This window comes from Rheinheimera hassiensis, assembly GCF_022436675.1.
Lineage (GTDB): Bacteria > Pseudomonadota > Gammaproteobacteria > Enterobacterales > Alteromonadaceae > Alishewanella > Alishewanella hassiensis.
Genome location: NZ_JAKUJZ010000004.1, coordinates 125,873 through 141,396, shown reverse-complemented (window position 1 = coordinate 141,396; position 15,524 = coordinate 125,873). Strand labels below are relative to the sequence as shown.

The 15,524-nt window shown below is 51.0% G+C and carries 13 protein-coding genes; 6 read left to right on the top strand and 7 right to left on the bottom strand.

Annotation, left to right across the window (positions count from 1 at the left end; genetic code table 11):
* Nucleotides 1–148 precede the first annotated feature (148 nt).
* Together MJX74_RS09410 and MJX74_RS09405 are read left to right on the top strand one after the other, a co-directional pair.
* Nucleotides 149–694, top strand: a complete 546-nt coding sequence (locus MJX74_RS09410) for an NADPH-dependent FMN reductase (RefSeq protein ID WP_240222611.1) — start codon at nt 149–151, stop codon at nt 692–694.
* 120 nt (nt 695–814) lie between these two features.
* Nucleotides 815–1,744 (top strand): alpha/beta hydrolase, encoded by a 930-nt coding sequence (locus MJX74_RS09405; RefSeq protein ID WP_240222610.1) that lies wholly within the window; start codon nt 815–817, stop codon nt 1,742–1,744.
* A gap of 63 nt (nt 1,745–1,807) precedes the next feature.
* On the opposite strand, the gene MJX74_RS09400 is transcribed toward MJX74_RS09405, so the two are convergent.
* Nucleotides 1,808–4,501, bottom strand: coding sequence for a TonB-dependent receptor (locus MJX74_RS09400; RefSeq protein ID WP_240222609.1), 2,694 nt, complete (start codon nt 4,499–4,501; stop codon nt 1,808–1,810).
* Nucleotides 4,502–4,735: 234 nt separating this feature from the next.
* Nucleotides 4,736–5,128 carry a RidA family protein gene (locus MJX74_RS09395; RefSeq protein ID WP_240222608.1) on the bottom strand — a complete coding sequence of 131 codons (393 nt, stop codon included), beginning with the start codon at nt 5,126–5,128 and terminating at the stop codon, nt 4,736–4,738.
* 189 nt (nt 5,129–5,317) lie between these two features.
* Between MJX74_RS09395 and MJX74_RS09390 the strand changes: the two genes are divergently transcribed.
* A complete protein-coding gene (locus MJX74_RS09390) occupies nt 5,318–5,905 on the top strand; it encodes a TetR/AcrR family transcriptional regulator (protein ID WP_240222607.1) in 588 nt (195 codons plus the stop codon).
* 72 nt (nt 5,906–5,977) lie between these two features.
* On the opposite strand, the gene MJX74_RS09385 is transcribed toward MJX74_RS09390, so the two are convergent.
* Nucleotides 5,978–6,448 carry a BamJ family beta-barrel-assembly machinery protein gene (locus MJX74_RS09385; RefSeq protein ID WP_240222606.1) on the bottom strand — a complete coding sequence of 157 codons (471 nt, stop codon included), beginning with the start codon at nt 6,446–6,448 and terminating at the stop codon, nt 5,978–5,980.
* A gap of 182 nt (nt 6,449–6,630) precedes the next feature.
* On the opposite strand from MJX74_RS09385, the gene MJX74_RS09380 reads away from it, so the two are divergent.
* Nucleotides 6,631–6,891: a DUF3297 family protein gene (locus MJX74_RS09380; protein ID WP_240222605.1), complete on the top strand. Its 261-nt coding sequence runs from the start codon at nt 6,631–6,633 to the stop codon at nt 6,889–6,891.
* Nucleotides 6,892–6,999: 108 nt separating this feature from the next.
* Here MJX74_RS09380 and MJX74_RS09375 read toward each other — a convergent pair whose 3' ends face one another.
* The 4 genes from MJX74_RS09375 to MJX74_RS09360 all read right to left on the bottom strand — a co-directional run bounded on the left by MJX74_RS09375 (nt 7,000) and on the right by MJX74_RS09360 (nt 13,143).
* Nucleotides 7,000–10,062, bottom strand: a complete 3,063-nt coding sequence (locus tag MJX74_RS09375) for a TonB-dependent receptor (RefSeq protein ID WP_240222604.1) — start codon at nt 10,060–10,062, stop codon at nt 7,000–7,002.
* A 1-nt stretch (nt 10,063) separates the two neighbouring features.
* Nucleotides 10,064–11,080, bottom strand: coding sequence for a FecR family protein (locus MJX74_RS09370; RefSeq protein ID WP_240222603.1), 1,017 nt, complete (start codon nt 11,078–11,080; stop codon nt 10,064–10,066).
* 75 nt (nt 11,081–11,155) lie between these two features.
* Nucleotides 11,156–11,662, bottom strand: a complete 507-nt coding sequence (locus MJX74_RS09365; RefSeq protein ID WP_240222602.1) for an RNA polymerase sigma factor — start codon at nt 11,660–11,662, stop codon at nt 11,156–11,158.
* 131 nt (nt 11,663–11,793) lie between these two features.
* The gene (locus MJX74_RS09360) at nt 11,794–13,143 is read right to left on the bottom strand and encodes a M14 family zinc carboxypeptidase (RefSeq protein WP_240222601.1); all 1,350 of its coding nucleotides are present in this window, start codon (nt 13,141–13,143) and stop codon (nt 11,794–11,796) included.
* Between the two features lie 310 nt (nt 13,144–13,453).
* Here MJX74_RS09360 and MJX74_RS09355 point away from each other — a divergent pair, with 310 nt between their 5' ends.
* On the top strand, nt 13,454–14,845 hold the full coding sequence (locus tag MJX74_RS09355; protein ID WP_240222600.1) for a Na+/H+ antiporter NhaC family protein: 1,392 nt from the start codon (nt 13,454–13,456) through the stop codon (nt 14,843–14,845).
* Nucleotides 14,842–15,522: a M15 family metallopeptidase gene (locus tag MJX74_RS09350; RefSeq protein WP_240222599.1), complete on the top strand. Its 681-nt coding sequence runs from the start codon at nt 14,842–14,844 to the stop codon at nt 15,520–15,522. Before MJX74_RS09355 ends, MJX74_RS09350 begins: the two co-directional genes overlap by 4 nt.
* Nucleotides 15,523–15,524: the final 2 nt, after the last annotated feature.

Here is a 15,524-nt window from a genome sequence, read left to right as displayed (position 1 = left end):
GGTCTAGCTTAGCGCCGGCACCCTGGCGACAAAAGCGGAATAATTTGGACTCACTATTCAGTTTTTTTGAACTAAAGCCCGGCAATGCCACCATAAGCTACACTAACGTTGAGCTACATTACGAAAACACCTACTTACGGAGCTGATTATGAGTATTAATGTGCTGGCCATTTGCGGCAGTTTACGGGCGAAATCCACTAACCGCGGGCTGTTGCGTTATGCCCAGGCGCACGCGCCTGACGGCATGAAAATTCATCTGGCCGACTTACTGGAAGTGCCCTTTTATAATAGCGATCTGGCAGAAAAACCCGCCGCAGTAAAACAGCTGTTAAAACAAATCGGCGAAGCTGATGCCCTGCTGTTTGGCTGCCCGGAATACAACTACTCGCTGGCTCCGGCGCTGAAAAATGCCATTGACTGGGCCTCGCGCGAGCCAGACAACCAGCTGTTAAGTGGCAAACCAGTGGCTATTATGGGCTCCGGCGGCGGTATGGGCACCAGTCGGGCGCAATACCACCTGCGTCAGGTATGTGTGTTTGTCAATTTACATCCGTTAAACCAACCCGAAGTTTTCGCTAATGCCTTTACCGGCAGCTTTGACGACAGCGGCAACCTGACCGATGAAAAAATACAGGGCATGGTGCGTAAGCAACTGGACGCCCTAGCCAAATGGCAGCAACAACTGGCGTGTTAATCTGCCCGGGCCCGGCAAGGCGCCGGGCCATATTTCTTTATTGCCTTATGTTCAGCTGTAGGTTGTTTTGTAGCTTTGGGCTAAAATAATTCACCTTCAGCCGCTGAGCGCTTTGCCGTCGTGAAACTTCTTGTCCTGTTATTATTTATTTTAAGTTGCTCTGCTTTTGCCAAACTACCCAAAGTCAGTTCGGGCAGTATTGAGCGGCTGGAAAATTTTCATTCTGAGTTTGTACCGCCACGCCATATTGATATCTGGCTGCCAGAAGGCTACAACGGCAAGAAAAAGTACGCCGTAGTATATATGCATGACGGCCAGATGCTGTTTGACGGCAGCAATAGCTGGAACCAGCAGGAATGGCGGGTAGATGAAGCCGCCGCCAGGTTGATGGCAGAGGGTAAAACCCGGCCTTTTATTGTGGTCGGTATATTTAACGCCGGCCCGCACCGCCACAGTGAATATTTTCCGCAGCAACCGTTTATGGCTTTAAGTGCTGAGCAACAGCAGGCGTTGTATCACAATAACCCGGCGCAGCAAGCCCCGTTGTTTAGCCAGCCGGTGTACTCAGACAACTATCTTAAGTTTTTGGTGCAGGAGCTAAAACCCTATATCGACAGCCGTTATGCCGTGCATACCGATGCCGCCAATACGTTTGTTATGGGCTCCAGCATGGGCGGGTTAATTTCGCTGTATGCCATTAGCGAATACCCACAGGTATTTGGCGGTGCAGCCTGTTTATCTACCCATTGGCCCGGCAGTTTTGAGCAGCAGGACAACCCGGTACCGGCAGAGTTTTTTGCCTATATGCGCAACACATTACCCGAGGCCGGTAAGCACAAACTGTATTTTGACTACGGCACCGCTACGCTGGATGCCTGGTACCCGCCGCTGCAGGCTCAGGCCGATGCCATTATTGCCAGCAAAGGTTACAACAATACCAACTGGCAGACACTGCGCTTTGACGGCGCCGAACACAGCGAAAACGCCTGGGCAGAGCGTTTGCACCTGCCACTGATATTTTTGCTGGGTAGCACCGCTGCGCGCCCATAGCATTAAGTTTTTATATACTTGCTGCAAAATTAGCCCCGGCACAGCTGAGCCGGGGCGATACACTTAGAACTGTACTGTTATGCCAGCCATATAGGTACGGCCACTGTAAGTGGTGTTGTAGGCTCTGTTACTGGAATCGCTGTACAACTCATCGCGTACATTGGTCAGGTTTATCGCTTCCAGGTTTAACTTTATGTTGTCAGTTAAGCGATAAAAGGCGGAGAAATCGACGTTGGTCGTGGCATGGTAACCACGCTCATCATCGTCAATAGAGCCACTTTCCACGCCAGTGATGTAATCACTGCGATAAGCCGCAGCAATGCGGGCTCCCCACTGCTCGGTTTCATAATATACCGTCAGGTTATAGCTTTGCTTTGATAGCCCAGGGAAGGCTTTAAACTGATCTTCGCCTGAGTTTTCTACGTTGCGATATAAGGTATTAGCGTCGGCCCAGGTGTAGTTTGCTATAACACCGAGGTTATTAAACGGCGCTGGCAAAAAGTCGAGATCGCGCTGTACCGCCAGCTCAAAGCCCTTGATGGTTGAGGAGTCTGAGTTTTGCGGTGAAGACACATTAAAAATATCGTCTACCGTTTTGCCCACCGGCAATAACGCGGCCGGTAAGCCCAACTCGCTATAGACAATTTGCTGGGTTTCAGTAACGATAAAGTTGTCGATATCTTTATAAAACAGCGCTATCGACGCCAAACCAACATCTTCAAAATACCATTCCAGCGCAGTATCAAAGTTGGCTGATTCAAAAGGTTGCAGGTTTGGGTTACCGACAGAAATCTGGCCGATATCGTTTTCGCCCAGCGATGTCTGGCTAACATTGGCCGAAAACGCCATTGCGCCTAGCGACGGCCGGGTCATGTTTTTGCTAATACCGGTACGCCAGATCACATCGTCGATAAACTCATAGGCAATGTTCAGGCTGGGCAGATAATCAGAGTAATCCCGCACCAGTTGCGTGGGTACGCCTTTCGATAAGCCTGCTGAGGTAATCTCAGTGTTAAAATAGCGCACGCCCAGGTTCAACCGCAGTGGCGCACCAGCTACATCATACTCAGTGTCATACACCAAATAAGCCGCGCGGGTTTCTTCGGTTAAATCATAGGCCGAGCTTTCTACCGTGTACTCGTCGGTTAAAGCAAAATCCGTCAGGCCGTAAAATGCCTGCAACGCCGCCATATCACCCTGCAACCAGCTTCTATCCGGGTGGCCGCTAAACAGCTGCGCTTGCTCGGCTGTCAGTGTTAACACACCCTGATTTTGTGGTGTGTCGGGGTTAGTAGGAAAGTTTTGCGCTACCCGCTCAAAGCCGGTGTTGCTGAACTTTTTATAGTTAGCGCCAAATTTTAAGCTGGAGCTGTCTGTCAGATAGTAGTCAAAATCCAGCCTGGCGTTGTCAAAGTCGGAGTAGATAAAATTCGACTGAAAGTACAAATCTTTTACCGTGTAACCTTCCAGCGTGCTGACATCAAAATCCGGTGAATAACTGTGGCCGTAGAACGCATCCTGGGTAAAGTCGGTAATAATATTGACCTTTTTCTTCGCCTCAATATTCAGCTTATTTACCCGTGGCTGCTCATAATCTGATGAGCTGTGGCCCAGCATGGCGCGCATTTTCAGCGCATCGCTTAGCGTCCAGTCGGCTGTCAGGCTAATTTGGTTAAACACCGATTCGTTATAGTCCTGACGGTTTTCATTGCGCCAGGTGGCGTTTTTATAATCGGCGTAAATCACTTCTTTATCACCGTTATTCTCACGCCACACTAATTCATTCACCACGCTGTTATCTTTTACCGCATGATGATGCTCAGACAGGGTGTTTTCCAGCTTGCCATGCATCAGATCCAGCACCAGGCTGAAATCCTGGCTCGGCTTATATTGCAACGCCGCCGTAACACCAAGCCGCTTTTGCTCATTTTCCCACATCGAATAGCGATGGCCGCGCGGGAACCATAATTCCCCGGAATCCAGCTCAGCTTGTAATTCGGTATTGCTGGCATCAGCGGCAGTTTTGCCACCTTCACGCCGCCAGCGCGTAGTGTTGGTGCCATATTCCATCGTTTCTCTGTCGCTGTAAGCAACCGATACCAGAGCACCAAAGTCAGACCAGGTGTTTGACAATAACGCCGCAATCCGCGGATCAGTGCTGTCGGTGTTACTGTTGGTACCCAATTGGCCAGATACAGCAGCCTGAGCGCCGTCATAGTCAAAAGGTTTGGCTGTACGTAAGTTTACAGTACCGGCAATGCCGCCTTCTTCCTGATCGGCCGAGTAAGATTTTTTCACATCAATCTGGTTAAACAGCTCAGAGGCAAAAATATTAAAATCAAAGGCCCGGCTGCGTGACACCCCGCCGCGCGCATCCATTGGCGATGACGACGTACCCAGCGCTTCCATGCCGTTTACCTGCACCCGGGTAAAATCCGGGCCCAGGCCGCGCAAAGAAATCTGCCGGCCTTCGCCACCCTCACGGGTAATGGTTACGCCAGGCACGCGCTGCAGTGAGTCGGCCAGATTTAAATCCGGAAAGTCGGCAATGTCTTCAGCCACTATCGAATCCTGCGCTATCATCGCTTCGCGTTTTAAGTCTTTTGCTTTGATAATGGCGCTGCGAAAGCCCTTTACTTCAATCACTTCGGTTTCTGCTGCCGCTACAGATTGAGCCTGCAGAGGATTGCTGCATAAAGCCGGAATTGCAGCCAGTACAGCCAGGGCCAGATGGCTCTTGCAAAGATTCGTCTTCATAATGTGTCCGTTAATCCTGATTAGTTAAGCTAATTGGTGGAGTAAAGCTGCCGGCGCAATTGCGCAGCAGTCTCCCTAAAGAGCAACAACCAGTGATTTTTGGACAGAAAAAAATATTAAGCTTTTTTGACAGCGGGTTTTTAGCGCGCTAATGGGCATTGAGGCAAATACAAAACCAGCGGGCACTAAGAAAACAGCCAACTAGTTGCTGGCTGTTTGAGCGTATAAGCTTTATCAGCCCGGAATTCGGGCTATCACCTTAATCTCAAAATCAAAGCCGGATAACCAGGTGACTCCCACTGCTGTCCAGTTTGGATAAGGTGGGGTGCCAAAAATCTTTTGTTTTACTTTCATAATGGTGCCGAATTGATGTTGTGGATCGGTATGAAAGGTGGTGACATCGACAATATCGTCAAAGCCGCAACCTGCAGCAGCCAAAGTGGCTTTTAGGTTCTCAAAGGCTAACTCAACCTGAAGCTCGAAATCTGCTTCAGGGCTGCCGTCTGCCCGACTGCCGACCTGGCCGGAAACAAACAGCAAATCGCCTGAGCGGATTGCTGCTGAATAACCATGCTCTTCATACAGTGCATGTCTGTTGGCTGGGAAAATAGCTTCTCTTTTCGTCATGGTATGGCTCTCTTATTGAGGGTTTGATTGGCTGCGAAGCTGCTGATATCGGCAGTAGCGCTGCACAATTTGGATAGTTTTAATAGTCCTGCATGTCGAATTGGTTTAACATACGAGGCGTATGTACAATATATAGCATACGGCTCGTATGTCAAGTGGCATACATATCGTATGTGACAGGAGTATCGAATGAGTACCCGATTAACCAAGATGGCAGAAAACCGTGAGAAACTGATCGCCTCTGCAAGGCGCGCCTTTGCTCAACAGGGTTATGCTGCAGCCTCTATGGACAGTTTAACTGCTGAAGCCGGGCTAACCCGGGGCGCGCTGTATCATAACTTTGGCGACAAACGAGGTTTGTTAGCTGCTGTTGTCGATCAGATAGATTCTGAAATGGCTGGATATGCCAAGTCTGTCGGAGCCAGAGCCGGCGATGCCTGGCTAGGTTTACTGGCTGAAGGTGCTGCCTATATAGAAAAGGCACTAGACCCGGAAGTGCGGCGCATTGTGTTGCTGGATGGTCCATCTGTACTGGGTGACCCGTCGCAATGGCCAAGCCAGAATAAATGCCTGCAATCAACCAGAAACACTATTGAACAGTTGATTAAAGATGGCACTTTAAAGCCGGTAGATCCTGAAGCCGCCGCAATGCTGTTAAATGGCGCAGCGTTAAATGCCGCACTCTGGATAGCGTCCAGTGCTAATCCTCAGGCTATGCTGCCAAAAACACTGGAGGCATTTAATTTGCTCGCTTCAGGGTTTCTTGTGAAGGGCTGATGTGAAGGCTTGATGAGTGAGAACTGCGCATTGGGGGCCATGCATTGGGCCCGCCCCCGAGGCTTGCTTTCTTTATTGGATCTCAAATAATTCCACATCAAAAATCAGTACCGAACCTGCCGGAATTTTGCCGGTTCTGCGGTCGCCGTAGCCCAGGCCTGACGGAATATAAAAGCGAAATTTATCGCCAACTTTCATCAGTTGTAAACCTTCGGTCCAGCCAGAAATAACGCGGTTTAGCGGGAAAGAAATAGTTTCGTCGCGCTCAACTGAAGAATCGAATACTGTGCCGTCAATCAGAGTACCGTGGTAATGCACCCGCACTGCGCTGCTGGCCGTTGGATGACTTTCACCGTTGCCACTTTGTAACACTTCATATTGCAGGCCTGAAGCGGTAGTTTTTACACCTTCTTTTTTACTGTTTTCAGCTAAAAATGCACTGCCTTTTCCATGGTTCAGCGCGGCGGCTTTCTGGTTGTTGGCGTTGTTGTAGAAATAATAAGCGATGCAAGCAAGAACGATGATAATCAAAGCAATTTTCATGGTGAACTCTGTCAGTTGAGTTAGGTAGCGGCTATCTTATGGCGCATAGTGAATTTGGTCAAAGGTTGGCGACAGACACAAGGCTCCCAAACCCATTTTTCTTTGTTTCTTCCTATCGCCCTTGAGCAGCCTGCCTGCTTTGCCTACAATGGCGCATATTTTATTTACCATAGGCCCAAGCCATGAACGACACTGTAAAAAACGACACTGCACGCCCGGAGTTACCGGATCGCCTTTCTGTTAACCCGCGCAGCAAGCATTATGTGGCAGAAATTTTCGAGCACGATATTGGTATTAAGCTAAACGGCAAAGAACGTTTTGATGTGGAAGAATATTGCATCAGCGAAGGTTGGGTAAAAGTGGCTGCAGCTAAAGCACTGGACCGCCGTGGCCAGCCGTTGTTAATGACATTAAAAGGCACTGTTGAAGCGTTTTATCGTTAAGTTACACCGGTAAACCCGTCTTAACAGCCAACTTGCCGCTTTGCATAACAACCTGCGAAGCGGCTTTCTCTGCTAACACTGGCTTAGCCAGCCACAAAACCTCCGCCGCTAAAACTCTGCTGTAACCCCCAACATATAAGTGCGGCCGCTATAGGTGCTGTTATAGGCTCTGTCGCTGGAATCGCTATACAACTCTTCGCGCAAATTAGTCAGGTTAAGTGCTTCAATATTCAGTTTTATATAGTCGTTTACACGGTAAAACGCTGAGAAATCGACATTAGTGCTGGCGTGATAACCACGCTCGTCGTCATCAATAGAGCCGCTTTCTACCGCTGCGATATAACGGCTACGATAAGCAGTGGTTAGCCGTGCCCCCCAGCGCGGGGTGTCGTAGTACAGCGCCAGGTTGTAGCTGTGTCTGGATAAACCGGGAAAGGCTTTAACCTGGTCTTCACCGGAGTTTTGCACATTGCGATACAGCGTATTGCCGTCGGCCCAGGTGTAGTTTGCTACTATGCCAAACTGGTTAAACGGCGCTGGCAGAAAATCCAGCTTACGCTGCAGTGCCAGTTCAACGCCTTTAATTGACGAGGGGCCGCCGTTTTGTGGCGAGGATAAATTAAACACATCATCTACCGTTTTGCCCTCTGGCAATAAGGCTGCGGGCAAACCCAGTTCGCGGTAGATAACCGGCCGGGTTTCGATGGCAATAAAGTGCTCAATATCTTTATAAAACAGCGCAGCAGAAAACAGCCCACCCTCGGCAAAATACCATTCCAGCGCGGTATCCAGATTATTAGCGCTAAACGGCTTTAGCTGCGGGTTGCCGGTGTTGATTTGGCCAATATCAGTTTCGCCAAGCGAAGTTTGGGTGACATTGGTAAACAGCGCTAAATCACTTAACGATGGCCGGGTGATATTTTTACTCAGGCCTAAGCGCCATAGCATGTCGTCGGCAAATTCATAGGATATATCCAGCCCAGGCAGATAACCGGAGTAATGGCGCACTACGTTGGCTGGCTCGGCGCTGGCCGGGGCGCTGTTAGCCAAACCCTGCGGCGGCGTTTGGCTGGCAAGCTGGGTATTAAAGTAGCGCAGGCCCAGGCTGGTCCGCAGCGGCGCACCGGCCACAGCAAATTCTTGCTGATATTGCAGGTAGCCGGCATTGGTTTGCTCGGTTAACCGGTACACCGAACTGGCAATAGTATCGGCGTCGGTTAAAGCAAAACCACTCAGGCCATAAAACGCCTGTAACGCTACAATATTACCCTGTAACCAGCTTTGGTCCGGGTGACCGCTATACAGCTGTACTTGTTCAGCATTCAGACTAATCATGCCCTGATTTAACGGCGTAGCACTACTGTACGGAAAGCCGCTGGCCTCTTGCTGAAAACCGGAATTGTTAAAGGTTTTATGGTGCAAACCAAAGGTTAGTTCGCGGCTGTCGCTAAGCTGCCAGGTAAAGTCCAGCCTGGCGTTGTCAAAGTCGGAATAGGTAAAATTAGACTGAAAAAACAGATCCCTTACGCTGAAGCCAGGCAACGCCGTAACATCAAAGTTGCCGGAATAGCTGCGGCCATAAAAGGCATCTTGGGTAAAATCGGTAACGATATCGGCTTGTTGCTTTGCTTCAATATTTAACTTGCTTAACAGTGGCTGGCGATAATCGGATGAACTGTGGCCCAACATAGCGCGCAGCTGCAGATTGTGGCTAAGCGCCCAATCTGCGCTCAGGCTGATTTGGCTAAACACCGACTCGTTATAGTCTTGCCGGTTTTCATTGCGCCAGCTGGCATTTTTATAGCGGGCATACAGCACTTCTTTATCGCCGCTGCCATAACCGTTGCTGTCGCGCCAGATTAGATCCTGCACCAGATTATTATCTTTTACCGCATGGTGATGCTCAGACAGCTGGTTTTCCAGCTTGCCGTGCATCAGGTCCAACAGCAGATTTAACTGTGGCCCCGGCTGATATTGCAACGCTGCCGTTATGCCAAAGCGCTGTTGCTGATTTTCCCACACCGACAAGCGCTGACCGCGTGGAAACCATAAGTCGCCGGAATCTAACAGGCTTTGTAAGGCATTATTGTTCGGGTCTGCAGCCTGTTTGCCGCTTTCACGGCGCCAGCGTGTGGTGTTGCTGCCGTATTCGTTAGTGGCACGGCTACTGTAAGTGAGCGAAATCAATGCGCCAAGATCAGACCAGCGCTTTGACAATAGCGCAGAAAAACGCGGATCAGCACTGCTTAAATTGCTATTGGCATTGCTGTTGCTGCCAAGCTGGGCAGAAATACTGGCTTTGTCGGCGGCGTAGTCAAAAGGTTTGGCGGTGCGCAAATTTACCGTACCGGCAATGCCGCCTTCTTCCTGCTCAGCAGAGTAGGATTTTTTTACATCAATCTGGTTAAACAGCTCGGCAGCAAAAATGTTGAAGTCAAAGGCGCGGCTACGCGACAGAGCGCCGCGCGCATCCATCGGTGACGATGAGGTGCCCAGTGTTTCCATACCGTTTACCTGCACCCGGGTAAAATCAGGGCCTAAACCGCGTAGCGAAATCTGCCGCCCTTCGCCCCATTCACGGGTAATACTAATGCCTGGCACCCGCGATATAGCATTGGCGACATTCAGTGCCGTGAAATCGGTAATGTCTTCTGCCACCAAAGAGTCTTGCGCAATCATCGCCTGGCGCTTTAGGGTTTCAGCTGTAGGCAACAGTGTGGTGGCGCTGTTATGCCGGTGTACGCCGCCATTAGCCCGCACGGCTATAACTTCCATCGCCGGTGCGCTAGCTGTGGGTTTAGCGGCCGGTTTGGCCTCAGGGGCAGCAGGCTTTGCATCTGGCACTTTAGCTTCAGCTTTAATTAACCAGCCTGAACCACGGGGTATGGCCTCCAGCGGCTGCTGTGCCAGTATTAGCTGTATTACTTCGTCAGCGGTAAAGTCCCCCACCACGGCGGGCGCCTGTAGGCCGGCAAGTTGGGCCGGGTTGTACAATAAGGGTTTATTTACCTGGCGGGCAAATTGCAATAATGCTGCTGCCAAGGGCTGCGCCGGTAAAGCATAATGCCGACGCTCTGCAGCGTTATGCTGCGCTGCGGGCCATACAGCGGAGCTAAATAACAGTAACAACACCAGATAAAACACAGGCTGCACTGGCACAAGCCCGGCCATACTATTGCTGTAGCGGTTGCGGTTGCGGCGACCGGCTAAGCCGTACACCGCTGCTATGTTGCTGCAACGTCAGGCCATAGGCTTCTGTTAATGCCTGTAACGTCTGCTGCGTATTGGCCAGCTCAAAGCGGCCGGCCACTCGTAAACCCGCGACTTCAGTACTGGCGCTAACCGGCACCCGCGCTGAGCGGTTTAACCGGTGCAGCAAATAGGCTAAGGGTTCGTTTTCAATTTCTATCCAACCTGAGCGCCAGTCAACCAATTGCTGCAGGTCGACTTTTTCTACCTTTGATAACTTATTCTGCCTGATGCGCACCCGCTCACCGGCTTTAAGCAGCTGCCGTGGGCCGGTGGCGGTGGCCTGCACCTGCACTGCCCCTTCGTACACCGTGATATCTATCAGTTCCGGGTCGCGGTCGATATTAAATTCTGTGCCTACTGCAACCACAGTAGCTTGGTCCAGCCGCACTTCAAACGGCCGTTGTTTATCTTTGGCTACGGCAAAATAGGCTGCGCCCAGCCCCTGCACTACCTGGCGTTTATCTGCGCTAAACAATACTGTTAGCTGGCTGGCTGCGGCCATATCCACCACCGAGCCATCGCCCAGCGTCTGGTGCATGGTGCTGGCCTGCGCTGTTTTTAATTCATAAGGCGCAGCACTATGAAACAAGCTGCCATGGCCCAGATACAGCGCCACTGCCAGCACAGCGCTGCATGCGACAGCCGTTAACGATACCGTTCGGGGAAATATAGCTGCGCCGGTTAAATGAGAGCGTAATAACGAAAGCCGCCAGCGTTTTAGCGGATGTGGTTGATAGGCAGCCAATGCTTTGGTTAACGCCGGGTCTTGCCAGGTTTGCAGCATCGACAATAACAGCTCGCGGTGGCGCGGATCGGCATCCAGCCAATGGCTAAACCGCCTTTTGCTCAGGCTGTCCAGCTCACCGGCGGCGAGCTTTTCTACCCAGGCTGCGGCCTGTAAATACAGATCCTGCTCTGTTTGTTCTGCTGTACTCAAGGTGCTGTACTCAAAATCCTGTAATAAAAAGATGGCATTCACTTAACGGGTTTTAATTACCCAGCGCTGAGGTTGTTACACCGTATGCTGCCGATCGATTTGACGCTGAATATCTGCCAGGGCGCGGCTGACATGCTTAGATACCGCTTCTTCACTGATTTGCAGTAAAGCAGCAATGCAGCTGCGGCTTTTGCCCTCCATGCGGTACAACACAAATACCTGACGCCGTAACGCAGGCATAGCTTCCAGCGCCTGACTAAACAGAGCAACCGTTTGCTGCATACTGGCCATTTCTTCCGGGTTGGCGCTTTGACAGGCCAGCTCGTCTGGTTGTTCTGCCGGTAGCGGTTTTAGCCGCATCAGCATATGGCGGGCCACGGTAAAGGCATAAGCCAGCGGATTAAGCACAGGCTTTTGCCTGGCCTGCTCCAGCACTCTGGCGATAGACTCCTGAAAAATATCGGCCGCATCAGCGCTACTGGCATTTTTTTCCAGATAACGTGCCAGTGGCGCGGTATTTTTCAGCGCCTGGTGTAGCCCTGGCTCTGACTGATTTACGCCAGACACTGATCTACTAAACATAATGCCCTGCCCTGTTATTGCATCGCTGCACCATAGCGCACAATACCGCACAGATATGACACTATGTTGACAACGATGTCAGCACGGCGATGCCGCAGCTTGCCGGCCAGTTTGCGCCAGCCGGCTTAGCACTATTTGTTAAGATCCAGCAGTGTAGCGTTGTTAAGATCCAGCAACTGGCCGTTTAACAGCGCCAGCTGCACGCCTTTGTCATTGCGCAGTAAAAAAGTGGCCAAACGCTGGCGCTGTGGCGTTGTTGTGGCCAAACCTTTGGGGTTTATCACCACCGGAAAATCTGAGTTATTGCTTAGCAATGCAGCATCACCGCTAAAGTGGCTGTACCCCTGGCGCAGCAGTGCAATATAACCGGCGTTATCCAGCGTTAAGGCTTGGCTAAGCGCATAGGCTTTGGGCGCCTGATACTGCAGGCCGCTGGCGTCAAACTGCTGGTAACCACCATAAATAGACAGATCGCCAATATCGCGCACCCGGCCCTGGCCGCCGCTGGTATCCAGCTCTAGCGCCAGATCGACCTGAGCCTTGTTGCCATTTACACTGATACCCAGGCTACTAATCAGCAAATCTTTAATGCCGCCATCGCGGTTAAACGGAATAGCCTGATACGCACTTAGCGGCTGTTGCTGATAAGCGCCGCTGCCGATACTTTCAATGCTCATTACCAGCAACTGGGTATTAAGTTTGCGTGCTACCTGGCGGTTGTCGTCGCGCGGGTGGCCGCCGGACTCAATCAGCACAGTGCTGATGCCCATACCGGCAAAGGTGTCACCAAAGGAGCGCCATGAAAAAGTGTCGTTGTATTTCGCCAGATAGCCCGGCAGCTCACTCTCCAGCAAATCACGCATATCGCCAATCAGTTGCATGGCTTTTTTACGGGCGGCGTCGATGTCTTTTGCTTCATTAAATGCCGGCGCCAGTAATGAGATAGTCGCTTGTTTATTGCTGTCGCCTACAGCATAAAAGCGGTTCTGGTCATGCAGGTTAAGGCCAAAATCCGGTTTAAACTCTTTGGCGGCCTGGATTAGCAAACGGCCTTCCGGGCTTTGTAACGCTTTGGCGTCGCGGTTAATATCGATGCCCATGCTGTTAAAGCGTGAACCGGCAGCGGCACCGTCGGGGTTTACCATGGGTATTAAGCGGATACTGACTTTACTCAGCCAGTTGTCACGCCAGTTTTTTTGCGGCTCTGCAGCAATAAAATTCAGTAAATCCATTAGCGCCGCGGTAGCGGTAGACTCATTGCCGTGCATTTGTGACCAGGCCAGAATTTTTACCGGCCCGCTGCCAATGTCAATTTGCCAGATTGGCGTACCCAGTGCCGATTGCCCCAACTGCGTAAAGCGAAATAACGGGTTTTGCTGATGCTGCACGAGCAGCGGCGCGATGTCGTCATAGTCCAGTTGCGGCTTATCCAGAGCGCTTTGCTTAATCTCGTTATACTGCGTTGGGGATAAACTATTCATCGTCATTGCCTGTACCGCCATGGTTAAACTGAATACGCCGGCCAGAAGCCCGCTAGCCAAAAGTTTACGAAGAGCACCTTGCATGTTACACCTCTGCTTAACTGCCTGAGCCTGCTAGCATGGCGTAGTTCTGTTAACAAATGCAAGTTAATCACAAACCAGCAAACCGCTGAATAGCACCTACTGTCGCAATCGGCTGCCATGGCCGCTTTATCGCAAAAGCCACGGCAAAGCTTGCGACACTGTGGCACAACCGGTATAAATTATTCAGCAGCAAAGCAAAACACAATAATAATAACAGGAGGCCATTTTGGCTGATTGGTTAACCTTAGTTCCGGCGCTGGTCGCCATTGTCATTGTACTGTGGCGTAAAGAAGTGATACTGGCCCTGCTGCTATCATTATGCAGCGCTGAGTTACTGATTTTTTTGCAGGCCGGCCAGGGCGCCGGGCCGGGCCTGTTGCTCGATGGCAGCATTCAAACGCTGGAGCGCATTGTTGCGGTAACCAAAGACAGTGATAACGCCCGTATTTTGATGTTTTCGTTGCTGGTAGGCGGCTTGCTGGCCTATATGCGAGACTCTGGCGGGGTGTCGGCCACGGTAAAAATGCTGGTCGAAAAAGGCGTGGCAAAAACCCCTCGGCAGGCAGGCTTGCTGACCTTTTTTATCAGCTCGGTTACCTTTATCGAGTCTAACCTTAGCTCACTTACCGCCGGTATCAGTTCACGCGGCTTATTCGACAAGTTTAACATGAGCCGTGCCCGGCTGGCCTATATTATCGACGGTACCAGCGCCCCCATTTGCATTATTATTCTGCTTAACGGCTGGGGCGCTTATATTCTGGGCCTGCTTAGCAACTATTCACTGGGCGATAACGCTGTAAGTGTGCTAATTGGCACTATACCGCTGAATTTTTATGCACTATTTACGCTAACAGTAGTGCTGTACACCATTATTACCGGCAAGGTTTATGGCCAGATGCGTAAGTCAGAGCAACAATTACATACACTGTCGGCCCATACCGAAATTGATATTAAACCCAGCCACCCGTCTTTTATGCTGGTGCCATTATTCACGCTGGTCGCCTCAATGCTGGGCTTTATGCTGATGACCGGCAATGGCAGATTGGTGGGCGGCTCTGGCTCGCAATCCGTGTTATATGCCACCACACTGGCGTGTTTAGTAGCGTATTGCATGATGTTATTCAGTAAACGCTTTAAGCATCAGCAACTGGTTGATATCGGCTTTAAAGGCATGAGTGAACTGTTGCCACTGGTAACGATAGTGCTGCTCTCGCTGGCGCTGGGCAGTAGTTTAAAACTGCTGGGCACCGGTACTTTTATTGCCTCTATCGTTAATGACAGCCTGCCGCTGGTGCTGATCCCATGCCTGCTATTTCTGGCCGGCGGGTTAATTTCGTTTACCACCGGCACCAGTTGGGGCACCTTTGCTATTTTGATCCCCATCGGCATGCCGATGGTAGAACTGCTCGGTTTGCCGCCGTCTTTGGTGCTGGCGGCAATACTCAGCGGTGGTGTGTTTGGCGATCACTGCTCGCCGATATCCGACAGCACCGCAGTAAGTTCAGTCGCCTCGGGTTGTGATTTACTCGAACACGTAAAAACCCAGCTGCCTTATGCATTGTTTTGCGGTGTGCTGGCGCTGCTGGCCTTTTTAACCGCTGGGGTATTAATGATATGAAAACCCTGACACTGATCGCTATGCTCCTCGGAAACGGCAGCGGGACGCTGCCTATATCAGAGGTCCCCGAAGACTTTACTGATATCAGTACTTTAAGCGCTGACATTCAGGTGCATATGGCGTATCTGGGTACTAATAACTTTGTTGGCAGCCGGGTTGATGGTTATCAGGCCAATAAATGTTACTTGCAGCGTGATGCAGCCGCAGCCTTGGTCAAAGTGCAGGAGGCTGCTGCGGCGCAGGGGCTTTCACTTTGGGTCTATGACTGCTACCGGCCACAACGGGCGGTAAACCACTTTATGCGCTGGGCCAGCGATTTAAGCGATACCCGCACCAAAGCGCAGTACTATCCGAATCTGGGCAAAGATAAACTGGTGGGCGAATATATTGCCGAAAAGTCCGGCCACAGCCGCGGCAGCACGATAGATTTAACGCTGGCGGCAAAAGATAACAGCGGCAACTGGCGGCCAATTGATATGGGCTCAGCGTTTGATATGTTTGATCCGGTATCCAATGTTGGTGCACCCGGCATTACAGCCGCACAACAAGCCAACCGGCAGCTGCTGGAAAACCTGATGCACAACGCCGGTTTTAAGGTATACAGCATGGAATGGTGGCACTTTACCCACCAGCCACCGGTTTATACCGAACAGTATTTTGATTTTGTGGTGAAATAGCC